This window comes from Streptomyces sp. NPDC093544, from assembly GCF_040683495.1.
Taxonomy (GTDB): domain Bacteria; phylum Actinomycetota; class Actinomycetes; order Streptomycetales; family Streptomycetaceae; genus Streptomyces.
Genome location: NZ_JBFBEA010000006.1, coordinates 155,883 through 176,847, shown reverse-complemented (window position 1 = coordinate 176,847; position 20,965 = coordinate 155,883). Strand labels below are relative to the sequence as shown.

The following is a 20,965-nucleotide window of genomic DNA, read 5'->3' as shown; positions in this document are numbered from 1 at the left end:
GGCTCAATGGAGGCATGAGCACCGCCGAGGGCATGGACCCTTCCCCTCCCCCGCAGGGGACCGCTGACGAGCTGCACGTCGTCGCACCCCAGCTGCGTGGGCTGCGCCGCCATGCCTCCCTGACCCTGGAGGCCGCGGCTCGTGCCGCCGGGCTGTCGCCCGCCCACCTCTCGCGCCTGGAGACCGGGCAGCGCCAGCCCTCGCTGCCGATGCTGCTCGCACTCGCGCGTATCTACGGTACGACGGTCTCCGAGCTGCTCGGCGAGACGGTCCCCGAGCGTGACGCCGTGGTGCGCGCCGGCGACATGGAGCCGACCGCGGCGGGCGGCTGGACCTACTGGCAGGCCGGCGGCTCGGGCCGCGGGATGCAGGCCCTGCGCGTGCACGTCCCGTACGGCTCGCAGGGCGACATCGTGCGTGTCCACCCCGGTGAGGAGTGGCTCCACGTCCTGAGGGGGCGACTGCGGCTGCGCCTCGGTGACAGCGCGCATGTGCTTGCCCCGGGGGACGGCGCGCACTTCGACTCGCTCACCCCGCACCGCATCGCCGCCGCCGACCGGGACGGCGCCGAGCTCCTCTTCGTACACACCCTGCTGCAGAGCCCCACCACCGCGCTGTGCCTCGGCCCGGTGACGGAGCACGCGACCCCAGGAGAGACGCCATGATCGAACCCACCGGATCCGGCCCGCGCCGCGACATGGACGACAAGCTCCCCCGCGCGCTATGGGTGCGGCTGATCATCTACGTCGCCGTCGGCCACCTCTTCGCGGGCTTCGTCTACCTGCTGTTCACGCTGGGCGCGCAGAACCAGTAGGCGCACGTCAGCCGGGACCGGGAGACCTGCGTCAGTCGAGGAGCCGCTCGCGCAGCCGGTCCCGCAGCTCAGGGGTGATCCCCAGCCCCTGCTCCAGGTAGGCGTCGACGCTGCCCCAGGTCTCCTCGATCGTCTCGAAGGCCGCGGTCAGGTACTCGGCGCGCGCGTCGAACAGCGGGCTGAGCAGCTCCATGACCTCCGACGAGTAGGCCGATGCGGAGGAACTGCTGCGGTGGACCTTGTAGCGACGGTGCGTCGCGTTCGACTCCAGGTAGTCGGCCACGATGGCCTCGCGCTCGACGCCGAGGGCGAGGAGTGTCACGGCTATGGAGAGGCCGGCGCGGTCCTTGCCCGCGGCGCAGTGCATCAGCGCGGGCACGCTGTCCTCGGCCAGCGAGCGCAGCACCTGGGAATGCTCGGCGGTGCGCTCCTTGATGATGGCGCGGTAGGACCTGATCATCCGGTTCGCCGCCTTGCCGTCCGCGAGGAGCGCGCGCAGCTGCTCAAGATCGCCGTCGCGGACCATCTTCCAGAACTCGGATCCGTCAGCCGGGTCGGTCAGCGGGAGATTCACGTTCCGCACGCCCGGCAGCTCGACGTCCGGACCCTCCAGCTTCTGGTCCGCCGCGTTGCGGAAGTCGAAGATCGTGTGCAGGCCGAGGGAGGTGAGGAACGCCGAGTCGTCCTCCGTGGCGTGCGCGAGATGTCCGCTGCGGAACAGCACCCCGTACTTCACCCGGCGGCCGTCCACGGTGGGCAGGCCGCCCACGTCCCGGAAGTTGCGCACAGCGGTCAGCTCGGGTTCGGTCGACGGGACCTGCTGTGTCACGGGGGCTCCTCCCAGTCAGCCGTCGGCGCTGCTCGGCGTCGCCCGCCGACGGACGTTGCGCTCTCGACGATACGACATGGGTTCCTGGGGCAATAAGTTGTCCACAGGCGGTGTCTTCCCAGGTGCGGAGCTGTGCCTCCGGGGCGCCGGGCGCGCGATGATATTGGTAGCCGGTCGCGCCTGATCACATCTGCGATGACTTCAACGGCCGCGAGGAGTATCCCGTCGAGGGCCGGACGAGGGCCGGACAGGGGTCTCGATGTGACAGTTATCCGACCGTGTCGCATATAGCTGTTCTGTCCGAATTAACTGCTTCATTCCAACTGGCCCTGGAATAAGGCATCCTGGGCCGACGTGCGTGAGCAGCGTCATATTCGTGACGATGTGTTGCGACGTCTTTTTGTCAACCCGCCGGAATTCCCTGGTGATTTGACAGGCCCGAGAGGTGTTTTGTCCACAGAGGGTGACGGTAATTCCGAAAATGGATCAAGGGCGGGGCCTGCACAGAAAACCCACATGGTTGTCGACGCGGTCTCATTTCGCTTACCTTCGCCCTCAATCCGGACGGACGCCCAATCCTGCCGCCGCCCGGAATCCGCACACTCACCCGTATGTGGCAGGAGCGGGGGACCCACAGGTTCCACGCCTGTTCCGGTCTCCGGAACGGCTAGGGGTATAGCCGCGCTGCCGCGCGGCCGGGCATCTCCAGCCCGCACCCGACAGCTCACCTCGCAGGCGCCGGAGAGGAATTCGTCATGCCCGCGAAGGGTAAGCACCGCCGTCCCAAGTCCCAGCGTTTCACGCGCTCGATCGCCGTGGCCGGAACGGGTGGCGCCGCGCTCGCGCTGCCGCTCATAGGGGCCACCGGGGCCCATGCCGCGACCTCGGCTTCCACGGTTTCCTCGGCTTCGGAAAAGGCTGCCACGGCTGCCACGACGGCTTCTGGGAAGGCCGCCACTTCCGCTCCCGCCGCGGCTGAGAAGATCGCGACGAAGACTGCAACGAAGACCTACTCGGTAAAGGCCGGAGACTCCCTCTCGAAGATCGCCGACGACCAGAGCGTCAGCGGCGGCTGGAAGAAGCTGTACTCGGACAACCGCAAGGCCGTCGGCGAGGACCCCGCTCTGATCCACCCGGGTCTGAAGCTGTCGATCGGCAAGAAGGCCACCACGTCGAGCGACACGGCCAAGTCGTCCAGCGAGGCGTCGAAGTCGTCGAAGGCATCCGAGTCGTCCGTCAAGACGGCGGCCGAGCCCACGGCCAAGGCCGACGACACCGCGGACTCCAGCAGCAGTTCCGGCTACACGTTGCCGGTCGAGGGCGCCACCATCGGCACCGGCTACAAGGTCGCCGGCAGCATGTGGTCCAGCGGCTACCACACGGGCGTGGACTTCGTGGTCCCGACCGGCACCACCGTCAAGTCCGTCGCCGCGGGCACCGTCGTCTCGGCGGGCTGGGGCGGCGCGTACGGCAACCAGGTCGTCATCCAGCACGCCGACGGCCAGTACTCGCAGTACGCCCACCTCTCCTCCCTCTCCGTCTCGGCGGGCCAGACCGTGACCGAGGGGCAGCAGATCGGCCTCTCCGGGGCGACCGGCAACGTCACCGGACCGCACCTGCACTTCGAGATCCGCACCACGCCGGACTACGGCTCGGACGTGGACCCGGTCGCGTACCTGCGCTCGCACGGTGTCACCGTCGGCTGACGCCTCTCCCTTGCCACTGAAGGCCGGACCCCACGATCCCCGGGGTCCGGCCTTCAGCGTTTCGTGATCAGCGTGCCGCGTTCTCGCGCAGGGAGTTCCAGACCTGGCGGCTGTTCAACTACCCCCGCGGGGCCCTTATTCCGAGCTTGACCCAGACTTTATGAGTGGCTTATCTCACCCTCCGTCAACCCCTTCTTACGGTCGCGTAGCTCACACTCGAAGGTGAATCATGGGCCGATGTGGCAGACGATTCGAAGAGTGGCAACAGATCAGTGATCGGGTCGTACGTAGCGGTGGGGGACAGCTTCACCGAAGGCGTCGGCGACCCCGGGCCTGACGGGGCCTTTGTCGGTTGGGCGGACCGGTTCGCGGTACTGCTCGCCGACCGGCGGCCCGAGGGCGACTTCACCTACACCAACCTCGCCGTCCGCGGGAAACTGCTCGACCAGATCATCGAACACCAGCTCTCGCGGGCGAAGGAGCTCGCGCCGGACCTGGTCTCCTTCTGCGCGGGCGGCAACGACATCATCCGGCCCGGCGTCGACCCCGACGAAGTCGCGGAGCGCTTCGAGCGCGCGATCGCCGACATCACCTCCGCCGTCGGCACCGTCCTGGTGACGACCGGCTTCGACACCCGTGGCGTGCCCGTGCTGAAACACATGCGCGGCAAGATCGCCACGTACAACGGGCATCTACGGGCCATCGCCGACCGGTACGGCTGCCCCGTCCTGGACCTGTGGTCCCTGAAGACGATTCAGGACCGCCGCGCCTGGGACGGCGACCGCCTCCACCTGTCACCCGAGGGCCACACCCGCGTCGCGCTCCGGGCCGGCCAGGTCCTCGGCCTCGAAGTACCGGCCGACCCGGACCAGCCGTGGCCGCCGCTCCCGCCGCGCGGCACGCTCGAGGTCCGGCGCGACAACATCCACTGGGCGCGCGAGTACCTGGTCCCGTGGATCGGGCGGCGGTTGCGTGGCGAGTCCTCCGGGGACCATGTGGCGGCCAAGGGGACGCTCTCGCCGGACGACATCAGGACATGGATCGACGCGGTGGCCTGAGCCGGGCTGTGATGCCGGGCTGCACAGCAGCGTGGCGCAGGACGGGCGAGGGGTGGTGCGCGGCGTTGGAACTTCGACGCCGCGCACCACCCCTCGTCGTCTTCCAGGAGAGCCAGCGGGCGTACGAGCTTCCTGAGGCGTACGAGCTTTGCCAGACGTACGAGGTGGAGCGGGCCGTGGCACCGGCGGTGGTTCGGAGTGTCCGACGGAAGAGGTACGCCTCTCAGCGCACCGTCGCCGTCAAGGCCTCCCGCTCAAGGCCGAGTTCGCGCGCGAGTGCCTCGTCCACCCACTCATGGGTCCGAGCCCGCGACACCGGACCCTCGTACACGGTCATCTGCACGGCGAGCCCGTCGAGCAGCGCTGTCAGCCGAAGGGCCGTGCCGGTGGGGTCCGGGCAGCGGAACTCACCCGCGGCCACTCCCTCCGCGATCACCTCGATGATCGCGGCCTTCCACTGCTTGTCGAGGTAGCACGTGACCTCCCTGAGCGCTGGCTCGCGCAGTGCCGCCGCCCAGCCCTCGATCCACAGCCGCCACCCCTTGGCCTGTCCGGTCGGCGCGTACCAGCGCACCGCCGCCCGCAGCCGGCGCAGGGCCGAGGTACGACGGCCGAGCAGCTTGCGCAGATGGGCGAGGTCGTCCTCGGCGGCGTAGGTGAACGCCTCCGCGAGCAGCTTCTCCTTGGTCGAGAAGTGATACAGCACCAGCGCGTTGCTCACCCCGAGCGCCGATGCCACATCGGCGATCCGCACCGCCGCCACACCCCGCGCCTCGATCTGCTCGACGGCGGCGCGCAGCAACTCCTCACGCCGCTCCGCCACGTTCAACCGCACTCTTGCCACGCGGCAACCCTAATCCCTCGCCAGAGGGGGTGTTGGCGTCGGGTCGCCGGGGTCGAGCAGGCGATACCGGTGCCCCGACGCGGTCATCCGTACCAGCCGAACCGCTCGGCGATCACCGGCAGCCGGTCGGCGACGATGGCGTGCGCGGCCGCCCGCGGAGTGGTCCCGTCGGCCTCGGCGCGGGCCAGCATCTGGTCGATGAGGGCGCGCATGGAGCGCCGTATGTACCTGAACGCCTCGTCCTCGTCCGCGCCGATGTCGCCGAACAGCGTCCACCACCACCAGGCGTTCGTGCCGGAGTTGACCACGACGTCCGGCAGGACGGTGACGCCGCGAGCGGCGAGCAGTTCCTCCGCCTCGGCCAGAACGGGCATGTTGGCCGCCTCGACGATCCAGCGGGCGCCGATCAACTGCTGGTTCACGGTGTCGATCGCGTACGAGACCGCGGCGGGCACCAGTACCTCCGCCTCGGCCGACAACCAGGCGTCGCCCGGCAGTTCACGGTCGGCCGGGCGCAGCGCCGAGCGGTCCACCGTCCCGTACACGTCCCGTGCCGCGAGCAGCGCGTCGACGTCGAGGCCGTCTGGGTTGCCGATCGTGCCCTTGATGTCGGCGACTGCCACTACCGTGAGTCCCGCGCGCGTGAGGAAGCGTGCCGTGGCCCCGCCCATGGTGCCAAGGCCCTGCACGGCGACGCGCGTCCCCGCGTACGGCATCCCGGCGCGGTCCAGGGCCGCGAGCACCGACTCGGCGACACCGCAGCCGCCGACGAGCTCATCGAGCCCGATCCCGTCCACCTCGACAGCGAACGCGTCCGCGAGCCGCCGTCTCGCCGTCACCTCGTCGTCGAGCAGCGGGTACACGGCCTGGATGGAGGAGACGAGGCCCGCCTCCACGACGGCCCGGTCGACCAGGTCCTGGGTGAGGCCGAGGTCCTCGCCCGTGGTCCAGAAGCTCTCGATGTACGGGCGCATGGCCCGCAGGTAGCGCACCAGAAGTTCGTACGCCGCCGGGTCCTGGGGATCGCAGTCGATGCCGCCCTTGGCGCCGCCGAGCGGGATGTAGCGGCCCTCGGGGTGGTAGTGCAGGGCTTCTTTCATGGTCATGCCGCGGGCGAGTCCGGCGACCTCGTCGAGCGTGCAGCCCTTGCGCATCCGCAGTCCGCCGCTGGCGACACCCCGTACGAGCCGGTCGACCACGAGGAAGCCCTGATGGCCGGTGACGTGGTCGGTCCAGGTGAGCGTCATCAGGGGAGCGGTCACGGGGTCTCCTCGGGATACGGCGATCAGGTGGCCGGCCGGCGCGAGGCCCACCGCCGTGGGGGTGTCGGAGCCCTCGGTACATGGTGTCTTCAAAGGCGGCCGGATGGGCGGGGCCGGATGGTCACAGTACGCGTACTGAACAGCCAGTCAGTAATCGAGTTCCTGGTCATGGAAACGGGCACGCGCCCACCCCCAAGGCGAGGAAGAAGCGGGCGCTCCGCGGGGTTGAGGAGATACAGGCCGTACGGTCACGGACATCACGTTGTGACGGGGCTGCCCCGGCGCTGTCAGGGGCGGCGACGATAATGAAAGCCTGACTGACTCCACCTGGAGGTACTGTGACCGGTTTCCGTCCCCTGAGCTCCGGGCTCCGCGCGCTGCGGCCCGCCGCCTTCGGCGCGGATCCGAGTGGTGAGCGTCTGGCGCGCATCCGCAGATCGCCCAACTTCGCGGACGGTGTCTTCAAGAACCCGGCGGGTACCCCGCGGCCCGACGGCGCCATGCGCGAGGCCGCGAAGGCCTACTTCCGTAAAGAAGAGCGCGTCCAGCGCGCCCCGGCCGGCACGGTGCCGGTGCACGCCACGACGCTCGCCGACCTCGCCAAGCCCGCGCCGAGCGGGCTGCGGATCACCTGGATGGGGCACTCCAGCGTGCTCGCCGAGATCGACGGGCACCGTGTGCTCTTCGACCCGGTCTGGGGCGAGCGATGTTCCCCGTTCGACTTCGCCGGACCCAAGAGGCTGCATCCAGTACCGCTGCCGCTGGCCGCGCTCGGACCCGTCGATGTCGTCGTCATCTCGCACGATCACTACGACCACCTCGACCTGCCCACGATCAAGGCCCTGGCCGGCACGGACACCGTGTTCGCGGTGCCGCTCGGTGTCGGCGCCCACCTGGAGCACTGGGGCGTGTCGTCGGACCGGCTGCGCGAGCTGGACTGGAACGAGTCGACGAAGATCGGCGGCATCTCCCTGACCGCCACCCCCGCCCGCCACTTCTGCGGCCGGGGCCTGCGCAACACCCAGCACACGCTCTGGGCGTCCTGGGCGGTGGCCGGTGATGAGCACCGGATCTACCACAGCGGTGACACCGGCTATTTCGAGGGCTTCAAGGACATCGGCGCCGAGCACGGACCGTTCGACGCCACGATGATCCAGATCGGCGCGTACAGCGAGTTCTGGCCCGACATCCACATGACGCCCGAGGAGGGCATGCGCGCCCATCTGGATCTTCAGGGCGGGCGGCAGGGTCTTGAGGGTGGCCGGCCCGGCGGCGTCATGATGCCGATCCACTGGGCGACGTTCAATCTGGCGGCCCACCCCTGGGCGGAGCCCGGCGAGGGGACCGTCGCCGCCGCCGACGCGGTCGGTGCACGGGTCGCGCTGCCCCGCCCCGGCGAGCCCTTCGAACCGACGGCCGAGACCGTCCCGTCCGAGCCCTGGTGGCGCGCCGTGGCCGTCGCGCCGGAGGGCGGATGGCCCACCGCGGAGAAGACCGCGGCCAACACACCGGGTGACGCCGCCGCTGGGACCGCGGAGGGCACCGGGGAGCCGGAAACGGTGCCCGCGGGCTGAATTCCCGATCACCAGGACCGCGTTTCCGATCGACGGCGAGGGCCGAGGAGCACATTGCTCCTCGGCCCTCGCCGTTTGCCGCTGACCGCTTCTGACCAGCTCTGATCGAATCCATGCTCTACGGGAACGCGTGTCCGAGGCTGTTATCGGTCTGTCGTACGACGGCTCATACCAGAGCGGGACCCAGCCCGGGGGACTTTGTCAACTGCCCACCGCACATGATGCGTTGCCGACTACTGTCAGTTGCCGTCGGGCGACGAGGGGTCGAGTTTTTCGGTTCTTCTCGACCGGCACCGCGATGACGCACGACGGAGTCGAGCAGACCCGCGGGAGCCCCAGGGGATGTCCGACCTGTCGGTCCCCTACCCCCGACGTACCAGTACAAGGACGCCGATGTCTCACCTTCGCGCACCGGCCGCACGCGCAGACCGCCGTGAGGGCGGACGGCACGGACGGCCGGTCGCCCACACAGCCCCCTCGCTGCCCGAGACCCACCTACGGCCCCAACTGCTGCGCCTGGCGGTGCTGCCGCCGACCGCGGTGGCCCTCAGCGCGTGCGCCGCCGTGCTGTTCACCGTCCGCTCCACCGGCGCACGGCCCGGCCTCACGCTGTGGGCCGTGCTCGCGGGAGCGCTGGGCGTGGCGCTCGTGGGCATCGTGATCGCCGCCGTGGCCGCCGACCGCGCCGCCATGTCCGTACGGGACCGGATACGCGCCCTGCGCCGCACCAGCGCCCGCACCGAGGGGGAACTGCACGCCCTCGTCGAGGGACTGCGCCGGGGCGAGAGTCCGCCCGCACGCAAGGCGCATCGCCAGCCGCCCGCGGACGCCGACGACTTCGAGCTGCTCGCCGCCGACCTCTCCCGCGCCCACGACGGTGCCATCACGGCCGTCGTACAGGCCGCGCAGCTCTCCAGCCACGCGGGCAGCGAGCAGAAGGTCGAGGTCTTCGTCAATCTGGCGCGGCGGCTTCAGTCCCTCGTGCACCGCGAGATCTCGATCCTCGACGAGCTCGAGAACGAGATCGAGGACCCGGATCTGCTCAAGGGTCTTTTCCACATCGACCACCTCGCCACCCGCATCCGGCGGCACGCCGAGAACCTCGCCGTGCTCGGCGGGGCCGTCTCGCGCCGCCAGTGGAGCAACCCCGTCTCCATGACCGAGGTGCTGCGGTCCGCGATCGCCGAGGTCGAGCAGTACTCGCGGGTCAAACTGGTGCCTCCGATCGACGGCACCCTGCGCGGACACGCCGTCGCCGACGTCATCCATCTGCTGGCCGAACTCGTCGAGAACGCCACGGTGTTCTCGGCCCCGCACACTCAAGTGCTGCTGCGCGTCAACCTCGTGACCTCCGGACTCGCCGTCGAGGTCGAGGACCGGGGCCTCGGCATGCCGCTGGGCGAACAGAACAAGATGAACGCCCTGCTCGCAGACCCCGACCAGGTCAATGTCGCCAGCCTGCTCCAGGACGGCCGCATCGGGTTGTTCGTGGTTTCGCAGATCGCGCGACGGCACGGCATCCACGTACGGCTGCAGACCAATATCTACGGCGGTGTCCAAGCCGTACTCGTCGTGCCGCAGGCCCTGTTGGGAACGGCGCAGGGTGACCCCGGAGACGTGACGCGGGCGCAGCCCCATGAGACGGCCGGGGGCCGGCGCCTGTCGGCGAGCTCGGGGGCCACGCAGGCGGCCCAGTCGCCCGCGCCGCCCGGGAGCGGTGCGGTTTCCGCCATGCCTCGCCAGACACAGCGGGACCGGGCGCCGCATGGCGCGATGACTGCGGGGCGCGGTGGTCCGGCGCCGCTGCCCATGCGCGGTACCCGCGTGGAGCGGCCCAATCCGGCCGAGGCCGTGCCCGGTATCCGTCCCGACGACCGGCACGCGGTGACGGAGAACGAGGGGATGCCGCCCACAGCACGGGACGGTGTGGTCCGCGGCACCATGGGCATGGGCAAGCCTCAACTGCCCACGCGGCGCGCCCAGGAACACATCGCACCCCAGTTGCGCGACGGGCCCGCACCCCGCCAGGACACGGAGTACGTCGCGGTTCACGACCCCGGCCTCATGGCGGCGTTCCAGCGCGGGATCGGGCTCGCGGAGGCGGCCCACGCGGAATCGGCCCACGCGGAATCGGCGCGCGCGGAGCCCTCGGGCATGGAGGCTCGGCCCCTGGGCGGCTCGGCCACGCTGCCGCCGCTGGAAGTCGTTCGGGTGGATTCGCCGGTCGTGGGTGTGGCCCATATGGGTCACACCCACGTGAACGCTCTCGGCGCTTCCCATAGGGAGCGATCGCACGTGGAGCAACTCCACGTGGATGCCTCGCACATGGAGCGATCGCACGTGGAGCAACCCCACGGGACTGCCTCGCACGTGGAAGGGCTGCATATGGATGAGCGGCCCATGGATGGGGTTGCGCGAGTCGACGGCGTGACGTCCGCGGACGCCGCCCCCATGGGCGTACGGCCGATGGATGTGCTTCCGGCGGGCGGGCCGCAGCCTGACGGGTCGCCCGGAGCGCCCGTCGGTGCGGCGCGTATAGCCGAGGCGCACACGACCCATGCGCCCGCGCCGCACGAGGCGCAGGGGGCGCGCGACGCCGCGTCCGGGCCTGCGACCGGACAGGACTTCACCACCCGGCACGACGGGAGCGCACCGGCCGGATGACCAGTGGCCTCTCCACCCCCACCCCCACCCCCACACCCACCGCTCTCGCGGACCTGCGTACCTCAAGGAGTCGATCCCCCATGGCGAGCGATGCGCCGACCGGCCATGTATCCGATCTCGACTGGCTGATGAGCGGCCTCGTGCAGCGCGTGCCGCACACCACGAGCGCGGTGCTCCTGTCCTGCGACGGACTCGTGAAGTCGGTCCACGGCCTCGACACGGACAGCGCCGACCACATGGCCGCGCTGGCCTCCGGCCTTTACTCCCTGGGCCGCAGCGCGGGCATCCGCTTCGGCGACGGCGGCGACGTACGGCAGGTCGTCGTCGAACTCGACTCGACCCTGCTGTTCGTCTCCACGGCCGGATCCGGCACCTGTCTCGCCGTACTCGCCGGGCGTGAGGCCGACGCGGCGGTGCTCGGCTACGAGATGGCGATGCTGGTCAAGAGCGTCCGGCCGTACCTGATGACCGCACCCCGTCAGCCCGCGGCCGAACCTTCGGCGATGAGGCCTTGAGCGTGGCCGCGGCCGGCGACGGGCCCTGGCTCGATGACGCGGCCGGTCGGCTGGTGCGCCCTTACACGGTCAGCAACGGCCGGACCCGGCCCAGCACCGCGCTCGACCTCCTGTCGCAGGTGATGGCCACCGGCGCCACCCCCCTCGGCTATCTCGGGCCCGAGCACACCCTGGCACTCGAACTGTGCCGGGCCCCCATCTCGGTCGCGGAGATCGCCGCACACCTGAAGCTGCCGGCAGCGGTCACCAAGGTGCTGCTGTCCGACCTCGTCGACTGCGGGGCGCTGACGACGAAGCCTCCCGTGTTCGACCACAACCCCACTGACCAGTCTCTTCTGGAGGCAGTGCTCGATGGACTACGACGACAGCTCTGACCCGTTCCCCACCGCGCTGAAGATCCTCGTGGCCGGAGGGTTCGGAGTCGGCAAGACGACCTTCGTCGGCGCGGTGAGCGAGATCGCGCCGCTCAGCACGGAGGAGCTGCTCACGACGGTCAGTGCCGCGACCGACAGTCTCGACGGCGTCGAGAACAAGGTGGAGACAACCGTGGCGATGGACTTCGGCCGCATCACCCTCGATCCGGAACACGTGCTGTATCTGTTCGGGACGCCGGGGCAGGAGCGGTTCTGGTTCATGTGGGACGAGCTCTCCGAGGGGGCGCTCGGCGCGGTGATCCTCGCCGACACGCGCCGCCTGGAGGACTGCTTCGCGGCCGTCGACTTCTTCGAACAGCGCGGTCTCGGCTTCATCGTCGCGGTCAACGAGTTCGACGGCTCCCACCGCTACGACCCCGAGGAGGTGCGCGCGGCCATCGACCTCGATCCCGAGATCCCCATCGTGCGCTGCGACGCCCGGATCTCCAGCTCGGGCGTGCAGACCCTGCTCGTCCTGGTGCGGCACCTTCTGGCTCATGCGCCGGCCCACTCACCGAGCCACGGAGCCCACACATGACGCGCGCTCGCCCCGAGTCACGCAACCCGCATCTGACGCGCTCCCGCCCCGAGTTGCGCAACCCGCACCTGACGCCCGTACCCAGTAGTGGAGCTCGCGTATGACACATGCCCCAAGTCGTGGAGCCCGTATATGAGTTACGAGCCCCGGCGTCCTGCCGGTCGTCTGCTGTTGACCCCGGAGGACAAGGACGCTCCCGCCCGGGTGCGACGGCTGCGCCGGCTGGGCCTGGGGGAGCGTGCGGAGCCCGCCTTCGACGCCTTCGCGGACAGACTCGCCGAGGTCGCCGCCGTGCCGTACTCGATGGTCAACTTCATCGACGAGAACCGGCAGTTCTTCGCGGGCCTGCACACCCCGGACGGCAGTGGCCCGAGTGCCGGCGGCTCGGGTGACCGGCTGCTCAGGGCCGCCACAGCAGCGGACGGCTCAGGCCTTGGCGTGGGCCGCTGTCTGACACGCGACTATGGTTTCTGCCCCCATGTGGTGGTCCGACGTAAGGCGCTGGTCCTGGAGGACGTCTGCGACTACCCGCGGTTCGCCGGTAATCCCGTCGTCGACGAGATCGGTGTCCGTTCCTACCTGGGCGCCCCGTTGATCGACCACACGGGTATCGCCCTCGGCACGGTCTGCGCCGTCGACACAGAGCCGCGCCCTTGGGGGAGAGCGGGCCTTGAGACCATCAAGTCGATGGCGGCGGAGCTGGTCGAGCAGATCGAGCTCCGGGAGAGCGGCCTGCTACTGGAGGAGTGAAGCGCGGGGCGGCGTGAAGCGAGGGGGCGGCGCGAAGCGCGGGGGGAGTGAAGCGCGGGCCGGCGTGAAGCGCGAGGCGGTGTGAAGCGCGAGGCGGTGTGAAGCAGAGCTGTGGCCGCGCTTAAGAAATCCTCGATGGACCAGGGCGCCCTCGTACGGCAGATTTCTAGGGGATCTCACCCCTCTCCCTGGCATGGGCCGGCCGCTTCGGCGTGCCCTGCTCCGGGACCTCACTGACAGGAGCCGTGGCGTGAAGGCGCTGGTCAAGGAGAAGGCGGAGCCCGGGCTCTGGCTCGTGGACGTTCCGGAGCCGCAGGCCGGCCCCGGCGACGTACTGATCAAGGTCCTCAGGACGGGAATCTGCGGCACCGATCTGCATATCCGGTCCTGGGACGGCTGGGCGCAACAGGCTGTCCGGACGCCGCTGGTACTCGGGCACGAGTTCGTCGGCGAGGTGGTCGAGATCGGTCGCAACGTCGCCGACATCCGGATCGGTGACCGTGTCAGCGGCGAGGGCCATCTGGTGTGCGGCAAGTGCCGCAACTGTCAGGCCGGGCGGCGTCACCTCTGCCGTGCCACCGTCGGCCTGGGCGTCGGCCGTGACGGCGCGTTCGCCGAGTACGTGGTCCTGCCCGCCGCCAATGTGTGGGTGCACCGCGTCCCCGTCGACCTCGACATCGCCGCGATCTTCGACCCGTTCGGCAACGCCGTGCACACGGCCCTCTCCTTCCCGCTGGTCGGCGAGGACGTACTCATCACCGGCGCCGGACCCATCGGCCTGATGGCCGCCGCGGTGGCCCGGCACGCGGGTGCCCGCAACGTCGTCGTCACCGATGTCAGCGAGGAACGACTGGAGCTCGCCCGCAAGATCGGCGCGAGCCTCGCCCTCAACGTCTCGGACGCGACGATCGCCGACGGCCAGCGCAAGCTGGGGCTGCGCGAGGGCTTCGACATCGGCCTGGAGATGTCGGGGCGTCCCGAGGCGATGCGCGACATGATCGCCAACATGACGCACGGCGGCCGGATCGCCATGCTCGGCCTGCCCGCCGAGGAGTTCCCGGTCGACTGGTCGCGGATCGTCACCTCCATGATCACGATCAAGGGCATCTACGGCCGCGAGATGTTCGAGACCTGGTATGCGATGTCGGTCCTCCTCGAAGGCGGCCTCGACCTCGCACCGGTGATCACCGGCCGGTACGGCCACCGCGACCACGAGGCGGCCTTCGCCGACGCGGCGAGCGGCCGCGGCGGCAAGGTCATCCTCGACTGGACCCTCTGAGGACTTGAAGGAACTGATGATGTTCGATTCCGTACGCGACGATCTGCGCACCACCCTCGACGAGATCCGCGCCGCCGGTCTCCACAAGCCCGAGCGCGTCATCGGCACCCCGCAGTCGGCGACCGTGAGCGTCACCTCGGGCGGGCGTCCAGGCGAGGTCCTCAACTTCTGCGCCAACAACTACCTCGGCCTCGCCGACCACCCCGAGGTCGTCGCCGCCGCCCACGCGGCCCTCGACCGCTGGGGCTACGGCATGGCGTCCGTGCGTTTCATCTGCGGTACGCAGGAGGTGCACAAGGAGCTGGAGCAGCGGCTGTCCGGGTTCCTCGGGCAGGAGGACACGATCCTCTACTCCTCCTGCTTCGACGCCAACGGCGGCGTTTTCGAGACCCTCCTCGGCGCCGAGGACGCGGTCATCTCCGACGCCCTCAACCACGCCTCGATCATCGACGGCATCCGCCTGTCCAAGGCACGCCGCTTCCGGTACGCCAACCGTGATCTGGCGGACCTGGAGCGACAGTTGAAGGAGGCGGCGGGCGCCCGGCGCAGGCTGATCGTCACCGACGGCGTCTTCTCCATGGACGGGTACGTGGCTCCGCTGGGCGAGATCTGCGACCTCGCCGACCGCTACGACGCCATGGTCATGGTCGACGACTCGCACGCCGTCGGCTTCGTCGGCCCCGGCGGCCGCGGCACCCCCGAACTGCACGGCGTGATGGACCGCGTCGACATCATCACGGGCACGCTCGGCAAGGCGCTCGGCGGTGCTTCCGGTGGTTATGTCGCCGCCCGCGCCGAGATCGTCGCGCTGTTGCGCCAGCGTTCGCGGCCGTACCTCTTCTCGAACACGCTCGCCCCCGTGATCGCCGCCGCCTCCCTCAAGGTGCTCGACCTGCTGGAGTCGGCGGACGACCTGCGGATCCGACTCGCCGAGAACACCGCGCTGTTCCGCCGCCGGATGACCGAGGAGGGCTTCGACATCCTCCCCGGCGACCACGCGATCGCGCCCGTCATGATCGGGGATGCGGCAAGGGCGGGGCGCCTGGCGGAGCTCCTCCTGGAGCGCGGTGTGTATGTGATCGGCTTCTCGTTCCCGGTCGTGCCGCAGGGGCAGGCGCGTATCCGCGTGCAGTTGTCCGCCGGGCACTCGACGGCGGACGTGAATCGGGCGGTGGACGCGTTCGTGGCGGCCCGCGCGGAGCTGGACGCCTGAGCGGGGGCCGGTTCCGGTTCGCCCGATCTGTTCGTCTGAATCTGTTCGTCCGACCTGTTCGCTCGACCTGTTCGCTCGACCTGAGAGAATCGGTCGCATGATCGAAGCGCGGCGCCTCCACATCCTTCGTGCGGTGGCCGACCACCGCACGGTGACGGCGGCGGCCGCCGCGCTCTATCTCACGCCCTCGGCGGTCTCCCAGCAGCTGACCGCGCTGGAGCAGGAGACGGGCCACCGGCTGGTGGAACGCGGTGCGAAGGGCGTACGGCTGACTCCGGCCGGTGAGATCCTGCTCAGCCACACCAACACGGTCCTGGCCCAGCTGGAGCGGGCGGAGGCGGAACTCGCCGCCTACAGTTCGGGTGCGGCCGGGACGGTCACGGTCGCCTCCTTCGCGACCGGCATCGTGCTGGTCGTCGCACCCGCGGTGGCCCGCCTCGCCGTGTCGGCGCCAGGCATCCGTATCCGCGTCCAGGACGCCGAAGGCGACGCCAGCCTGCCGATGGTCCTCGATCGGCAGGTCGACGTCGCGGTCGCCGTCGAGTACCGCGGGGCCCCGCGGGCCGACGACCCCCGCCTGACCCACGTACCGCTGTACGCCGAGCCCTTCGACGCGGTGGTCCCGGTCGGCCACCGCCTCGCCGCCGACGACGAGGTGCCGCTCGCCGAGCTGGCCAAGGACCCGTGGATCGGCCCGTACCCCGGAAACCCGTGCCACGAGGTGGTGGTCCTGGCCTGCGAGAGCGCCGGCTTCCAGCCTCGCCTTGAACACTCCTCGGACGACTTCCGCGCGGTGGTGGCCCTGGCCTCGGCCGACGCGGGGGTGGCCCTCGTACCGCGCTCGGCGCTGCACGGCATGGACCTCACCGGTGTGGTCGTCCGCCCGGTCGATGGGGTGGCGCCGACGCGTCGGGTCTTCGCGGCCGTACGGCGGGGAGCGGAGGGGCATCCGCTGATCCGGCCGGTGCTGGACGCGCTCGGAGTGGCCGCGGAGGGGTAGCGCGGGCTTTTATTGGTTGAGCTGCCTCTCGTGCGGGCGGGGGCGTCGGCCTTGAGGCGCGGGCCGGCTCTGCGTCTGCGAGGTCTGGAACCGGGTTTCGGCGTGGTCAGAGCCCTCTCGGTCGCGGTCGGCTGCATCAAGAGGGTGGGACGGGGGCCCGGCGCGATTGTCGGTGCCATTGGCTACGGTGCCTCTCATGCCGGATGCCGAAGACGTACGCCGTATCGCCCTCTCCCTGCCGGACACCACGGAGAAGATCGCCTGGAGCATGCCCACCTTTCGGGTCGCGGGAAAGATGTTCGCCACGCTGCCCGAGGTCGAGACCTCCATCGCCGTGCGCTGCCCGAAGGAGGAGCGGGACGAGCTTGCCAGGGCCGAGCCCACGAAGTTCTGGATCGCCGACCACGAGGCGGGCTTCGCCTGGGTCCGCGTCCGCCTCGTGGCCCTGGAGGACGACGACGAACTCCGCGACATCCTCGCCGACTCCTGGCGTCAGGCGGCCCCGACCCGACTGCTCGAGTCCTACCCGGAGTTGGGCCTGCCGTCGGTCGACTGAAACTCCCGAGACGTCGTTGTCAGTGCGCCGTGGAATGATCCGAAGGCGGGGGTGAGGGTCGGGCGGGGGTGGGGTGCGGGGCTCCGTAGGGGAGTTGTAGGGATCGGTGGGGCGGGGAGGGGCGAGCAGGGTGGGCGGGGAAGCATCGGCCAGGCAGGTCGGGGCGGGGAGCGAGGCTTCCGGCCGTGGACCGGGCGAGGTCTCTGGCCGTGGGCAGGGCAAGGTCTCTGGTCGTGGACCGGGCGAGGGCTCTGGTCGCCGTGACCTGGCCGCCGAGCGCGACCCGCGGCCTGTCTGGTCACGGGACTTCGCGTTGTTCTTCGTCGCCCGAGCCTTCGCCCGGCTCGGCGACACCATCCTGCCGGTGGCGCTGGCCGCGGGACTGCTGCAGTACGGGTACGGGGTGGGCGCGGTCGGCCTTGCGATGGCCGCGTCGGCCGCCCCCTTCGCGGGGCTGGTCATCTTCGGCGGCGTCATCGCCGACCGGTTCAGCACGCGCAAGCTGATGATCGGCGCCGACCTGGTGCGGCTGGTCACCCAGGCCCTCACGGCCGTGCTCTTCTTCGCCGGCCATGTGGTCCTCTGGCAGATCTGTCTGATCGGCGCGGTCAACGGCGTGGCGGGCGCGGTCTTCCAGCCCGGCGTCGCCAGTACCGTGCCGCGCCTGGCCACCGACGTACAAGGGGCCAACGGCGCGATACGGATCGCCGAGTCGGCCGCCCAGCTCGCGGGCCCCGCCCTGGCGGGCCTGCTGGTCGCGTTCGCCTCGGCCGGAGCTGTCTTCGCGGCCCACGCGAGCACATACGCGCTCAGCGCCCTGTGCCTGCTGCTGCTCCGGCTGCCACCGGCCGCACCTGGTAGCCACGTTCGCCACGGCAGCAGCTTCTGGGCCGAACTCGCCGAGGGCTGGCGGGAGTTCAGGTCCAGGACGTGGCTTTGGAGCGTCATCGTCGTCTGGTGCGTGTACATGATCTTCTGTTGGGGCCCGACAGTTCCCCTGGTGGCTACGGAGGTGGTCCAGCAGTACGGCCCACGTGCCTACGGCCTGGTCAACTCCGCCCTCGGCGCCGGCACCGTCATAGGCGGACTGATCGCGCTGCGACTGCGTCCTCGCCGCATGCTGCGGGTCGGTTCGATCGCGCTCTTCGCCTTCGCCTGTTTCCCGGCGTCCGTCGGGGCGGGGCTCGGCGTCGTGGCCATGTCGGCGGGAGCGATGATAGCGGGGGCGGGCCTGTCGGTGTGGGGCGTGATGTGGGCGACCAGCGTGCAGACGCAGGTCGCGCCCGACGTCCTCAACCGCATCCACGCGTACGACGTGGCGGGCTCCCTCGCGATGATGCCCGTCGGGCAGGCCCTGGCGGGACCGGCTGCGTCGGTCCTCGGCGCGGACAACGTCCTCCTCGTCGCCGGCGTCATGACCCTGGTCGCGGCGACGGCTCTGCTGTCGGTGCCGGCGATACGTGATCTGGTGCGCGTCGACGCTTCCGCTTCCAGCCCCGCTTCCGCTCTCTCTCTTGGGGCGCAACCGCGTTCGACCGGGGCGATACCAGGACCGGCGCGACGGGATCAGCGCTGAGGCGTGCGCTGACAGGGGGGAGGGGGGAGGGGGGAGGGGTGCCAGGTCAGGTGGGCATGTGGTGCGGTGGGCACGCTGGTTTCCGGGGAAGTCGCTGGTCGTACGTTGCTGGTCATAAGCGGACGCTTGCGCCCCCCCCGGTCGGCGACGGCGACACATGGACGCTTGTCGCCCCGCTGCCTACGGTTCAGACGCCCACGGCAACTCCCAGGAAGCGCCCGATCCGCTCCCGCAGCGAACCAGCGTCGAGGCCGTGTGCGGCCAGGTGCTCCTCGACGATCCCGTAACGGCGCAGCTCACGGCGGCCCACGCCGAGACCGAGGACGCGGTGTCGCACGTCGGCGAGAGCGTCGGCCGCGGCGGCTGTGGACGTGCCGGCCAGGTACGGCTCGACGAGGACGACGTCGGTGCCCGCCGTCTCGGTCGCCCGGCGTAGGGCGGTCTTGTCGAAGGGGCGGACAGTCGTCGCGTACAGGACGGTGACGTCGAGCCCTTCCGTGGCGGAGAGCGTGGCGTCGAGCAGCGGGCCGACGGCGACAACCACCCCTGCGTGCCCTTCGCGGACGGTGACGAAGCGCGCCCCGTCGACCCGAAGCCCCTGCGCGTTGGACTGTACGGACAACCGCACATACACCTTGTCGTCCCCGGCGGCGACCGCGTGGCGCAGCAGCGTTTCGGCCTCGTCCGGATGGCCCGGCACATGCACGGTCCAGCCGTCGAGCGTGTCGAGCAGGGCCACATCACCGGGCGCCATGTGGGTGTACCCGCCCGCGGGCCAGTCGAAGGACGCGGCCGCGCTGACCAGCACAGCGCCCGCGTCCTGGTGTCCGAGGTCGAGCTTGACCTGCTCGAATGGCCGCTCGACGAGGAAACTGGCGAAGGTGTGCACCACGGGCCGCAGGCCGGTCAGCGCCAGGCCCGCGGCCGCCCCGATGAGGAGTTGTTCGCGGATGCCGACGTTGATCACCCGTTCCGGGTGCCTGCGCCGAGCTGCCTCGAAGCCGTCCGTGCCGATCTCGGCGAGGACGACGGCGACGCGTGGATCCTCGTCGAGCAGTTGGGAGACGACGGGGCCGAAACGGTCACGCATGGTGTCCACGGGATCTTGTGTCCTTTCAGGGTGCTTGCGGGGAAACGGGGCCACAGCTCGCCTCAGGCGAACTTGGGCTCGACCTGGGCGACGACGACCCGTGGACGGCCCGGATGAGGAGCGGTGAAGGCGGCGTACAGCGCCTCGTGGTCACGGCCGTCGACGGTCGTCGCGGACCAGCCGGCCGCCACGAACCGTGCGGCGATTCCGCCCGGCCGGGCGTGGCTGGCGGAGGAGTTGTCGATCACGACGGTGTGCAGCCGTTCCAGACCGGCCGGCCCCGCGTAGGCGATCGCTTCGTGGTTGCTGCCCTCGTCCAGCTCCGCGTCGCCGGTCAGTACCCACACGCGCGGTTCGTCGAGCCCTTGCGCCCGCAGTCCCAGCGCCATGCCGACGGCGATCGGCAGCCCGTGCCCCAGCGACCCGCTGCCGATCTCGGCACCCGGCACCAGCAGCCGGTCCGGGTGGTGCCCGAGGGGCGAGTCGTACGAACCGAACCCGGGCAGCCACGCGACGGGCAGGAAGCCCCTGGCCGCCAGCACCGCGTAGTACGCCATGGGCCCGTGCCCCTTGGACAACAGGAACCGGTCCCGCTCCGGATCGCCCACCCGCTCGGGCCCCACCCGCAGCACCCGGTCGTACAGCACCCACAGCGCGTCCAAGGTGGACGTCGCCGCCGGCCCGTGTTTCTCGTCGCCGGTCATCAGCCCCATCAACCGCGGCAGGTCGGCGTACGCGTAACTCTGCTCCGCTGTACTCGTCATACCGAAGACCTTGCAACCTCAACCAAACTTCAGGTCAACCCTGCCGCGAGCCTCGGCCGGCCCCGTAGAAACGAGGGCGCGATCACCAGCACGAGTGCGGTATTGTTTCGAAGCACGTTCGGCCAGGGGGAAAGCCCAGGTCAGGCGGGCATCGGGACGTGGCGCAGCTTGGTAGCGCACTTGACTGGGGGTCAAGGGGTCGCAGGTTCAAATCCTGTCGTCCCGACGGTGCGAAGGGTCTTCGCAGGCGAGAGTCTGCGGGGGCCCTTTTCGTATGGGTCGTTTCCGATCTTCGAGGTTGAGCACGCCGCTCATAGGCGCCTTTACGCGGAGGCCGGCGAAGATGCCGTTGCTGGACCTGGACAAGATCACTGCGGGGTTGTCGAAGACCTGGTCGGGTTTTCTGCGGGACTGGGACCGCTCGCTGCGGTCGGGGAATTACCCGGAGGCCACCCGGTACAACTATCTGCCGGCGGTCATTCCCACCGCCGCAATCTCCGTCTTGTGATCTCGTCGCCCG

21 protein-coding genes, 1 tRNA gene and 1 riboswitch are annotated in these 20,965 nt (G+C 70.2%); of the genes, 17 read left to right on the top strand and 5 right to left on the bottom strand.

Features of this window, described 5'->3' with window-relative positions; translation table 11 throughout:
- Positions 1-14 precede the first annotated feature (14 nt).
- Positions 15-665 (top strand): XRE family transcriptional regulator, encoded by a 651-nt coding sequence (locus AB0N66_RS10820; protein WP_365431255.1) that lies wholly within the window; start codon positions 15-17, stop codon positions 663-665.
- Complete coding sequence (locus tag AB0N66_RS10815) at positions 662-814, top strand: DUF6126 family protein (RefSeq protein ID WP_365431252.1); 153 nt, start codon at positions 662-664, stop codon at positions 812-814. The genes AB0N66_RS10820 and AB0N66_RS10815 overlap by 4 nt, the downstream gene beginning before the upstream one ends.
- Positions 815-845: 31 nt before the next feature.
- On the opposite strand, the gene AB0N66_RS10810 is transcribed toward AB0N66_RS10815, so the two are convergent.
- On the bottom strand, positions 846-1,643 hold the full coding sequence (locus AB0N66_RS10810) for a tyrosine-protein phosphatase (protein ID WP_365431249.1): 798 nt from the start codon (positions 1,641-1,643) through the stop codon (positions 846-848).
- 575 nt (positions 1,644-2,218) lie between these two features.
- A riboswitch (cyclic di-AMP (ydaO/yuaA leader) is annotated at positions 2,219-2,394 on the top strand.
- 4 nt (positions 2,395-2,398) lie between these two features.
- On the opposite strand from AB0N66_RS10810, the gene AB0N66_RS10805 reads away from it, so the two are divergent.
- Together AB0N66_RS10805 and AB0N66_RS10800 are read left to right on the top strand one after the other, a co-directional pair.
- Positions 2,399-3,349 (top strand): LysM peptidoglycan-binding domain-containing M23 family metallopeptidase, encoded by a 951-nt coding sequence (locus AB0N66_RS10805; RefSeq protein WP_365431246.1) that lies wholly within the window; start codon positions 2,399-2,401, stop codon positions 3,347-3,349.
- Positions 3,350-3,621: 272 nt separating this feature from the next.
- Positions 3,622-4,407, top strand: coding sequence for an SGNH/GDSL hydrolase family protein (locus AB0N66_RS10800; protein WP_365431734.1), 786 nt, complete (start codon positions 3,622-3,624; stop codon positions 4,405-4,407).
- 223 nt (positions 4,408-4,630) lie between these two features.
- Here the strand turns inward: AB0N66_RS10800 and AB0N66_RS10795 are convergent, their stop codons facing one another.
- Both AB0N66_RS10795 and AB0N66_RS10790 read right to left on the bottom strand, forming a co-directional pair.
- Complete coding sequence (locus AB0N66_RS10795; protein WP_365431243.1) at positions 4,631-5,251, bottom strand: TetR/AcrR family transcriptional regulator; 621 nt, start codon at positions 5,249-5,251, stop codon at positions 4,631-4,633.
- 83 nt (positions 5,252-5,334) lie between these two features.
- A complete protein-coding gene (locus AB0N66_RS10790) occupies positions 5,335-6,513 on the bottom strand; it encodes a Glu/Leu/Phe/Val dehydrogenase dimerization domain-containing protein (protein WP_365431240.1) in 1,179 nt (392 codons plus the stop codon).
- Positions 6,514-6,851: 338 nt separating this feature from the next.
- Here AB0N66_RS10790 and AB0N66_RS10785 point away from each other — a divergent pair, with 338 nt between their 5' ends.
- The 11 genes from AB0N66_RS10785 (at position 6,852) to AB0N66_RS10735 (ending at position 18,591) form a co-directional block, all read left to right on the top strand.
- The gene (locus tag AB0N66_RS10785) at positions 6,852-8,087 is read left to right on the top strand and encodes an MBL fold metallo-hydrolase (protein WP_365431237.1); all 1,236 of its coding nucleotides are present in this window, start codon (positions 6,852-6,854) and stop codon (positions 8,085-8,087) included.
- 393 nt (positions 8,088-8,480) lie between these two features.
- Positions 8,481-10,751: an ATP-binding protein gene (locus tag AB0N66_RS10780; protein ID WP_365431234.1), complete on the top strand. Its 2,271-nt coding sequence runs from the start codon at positions 8,481-8,483 to the stop codon at positions 10,749-10,751.
- Positions 10,752-10,831: 80 nt separating this feature from the next.
- A complete protein-coding gene (locus AB0N66_RS10775) occupies positions 10,832-11,266 on the top strand; it encodes a roadblock/LC7 domain-containing protein (RefSeq protein ID WP_266835426.1) in 435 nt (144 codons plus the stop codon).
- Between the two features lie 2 nt (positions 11,267-11,268).
- The gene (locus AB0N66_RS10770; RefSeq protein WP_365431231.1) at positions 11,269-11,640 is read left to right on the top strand and encodes a DUF742 domain-containing protein; all 372 of its coding nucleotides are present in this window, start codon (positions 11,269-11,271) and stop codon (positions 11,638-11,640) included.
- Complete coding sequence (locus tag AB0N66_RS10765) at positions 11,618-12,217, top strand: ATP/GTP-binding protein (RefSeq protein ID WP_365431228.1); 600 nt, start codon at positions 11,618-11,620, stop codon at positions 12,215-12,217. Before AB0N66_RS10770 ends, AB0N66_RS10765 begins: the two co-directional genes overlap by 23 nt.
- A 132-nt stretch (positions 12,218-12,349) precedes the next feature.
- The gene (locus AB0N66_RS10760; protein ID WP_365431226.1) at positions 12,350-12,967 is read left to right on the top strand and encodes a GAF domain-containing protein; all 618 of its coding nucleotides are present in this window, start codon (positions 12,350-12,352) and stop codon (positions 12,965-12,967) included.
- Between the two features lie 250 nt (positions 12,968-13,217).
- Positions 13,218-14,246, top strand: a complete 1,029-nt coding sequence (gene tdh / locus AB0N66_RS10755; protein ID WP_365431223.1) for an L-threonine 3-dehydrogenase — start codon at positions 13,218-13,220, stop codon at positions 14,244-14,246.
- Positions 14,247-14,265: 19 nt separating this feature from the next.
- The gene (locus AB0N66_RS10750; protein WP_365431731.1) at positions 14,266-15,459 is read left to right on the top strand and encodes a glycine C-acetyltransferase; all 1,194 of its coding nucleotides are present in this window, start codon (positions 14,266-14,268) and stop codon (positions 15,457-15,459) included.
- A 97-nt stretch (positions 15,460-15,556) separates the two neighbouring features.
- Positions 15,557-16,459, top strand: coding sequence for a LysR family transcriptional regulator (locus tag AB0N66_RS10745; RefSeq protein WP_365431220.1), 903 nt, complete (start codon positions 15,557-15,559; stop codon positions 16,457-16,459).
- A 196-nt stretch (positions 16,460-16,655) separates the two neighbouring features.
- Positions 16,656-17,015, top strand: coding sequence for an MmcQ/YjbR family DNA-binding protein (locus AB0N66_RS10740; RefSeq protein WP_365431217.1), 360 nt, complete (start codon positions 16,656-16,658; stop codon positions 17,013-17,015).
- Between the two features lie 265 nt (positions 17,016-17,280).
- On the top strand, positions 17,281-18,591 hold the full coding sequence (locus AB0N66_RS10735; protein WP_365431728.1) for an MFS transporter: 1,311 nt from the start codon (positions 17,281-17,283) through the stop codon (positions 18,589-18,591).
- Between the two features lie 187 nt (positions 18,592-18,778).
- Here AB0N66_RS10735 and AB0N66_RS10730 read toward each other — a convergent pair whose 3' ends face one another.
- A complete protein-coding gene (locus AB0N66_RS10730; protein ID WP_365431214.1) occupies positions 18,779-19,690 on the bottom strand; it encodes a transketolase in 912 nt (303 codons plus the stop codon).
- A 53-nt stretch (positions 19,691-19,743) separates the two neighbouring features.
- Positions 19,744-20,445, bottom strand: coding sequence for a transketolase (locus AB0N66_RS10725; RefSeq protein WP_365431211.1), 702 nt, complete (start codon positions 20,443-20,445; stop codon positions 19,744-19,746).
- 152 nt (positions 20,446-20,597) lie between these two features.
- Between AB0N66_RS10725 and AB0N66_RS10720 the strand changes: the two genes are divergently transcribed.
- Positions 20,598-20,671 (top strand) — tRNA-Pro (locus tag AB0N66_RS10720).
- A 117-nt stretch (positions 20,672-20,788) separates the two neighbouring features.
- Positions 20,789-20,953 carry a hypothetical protein gene (locus AB0N66_RS10715; protein WP_365431208.1) on the top strand — a complete coding sequence of 55 codons (165 nt, stop codon included), beginning with the start codon at positions 20,789-20,791 and terminating at the stop codon, positions 20,951-20,953.
- Positions 20,954-20,965 lie beyond the last annotated feature (12 nt).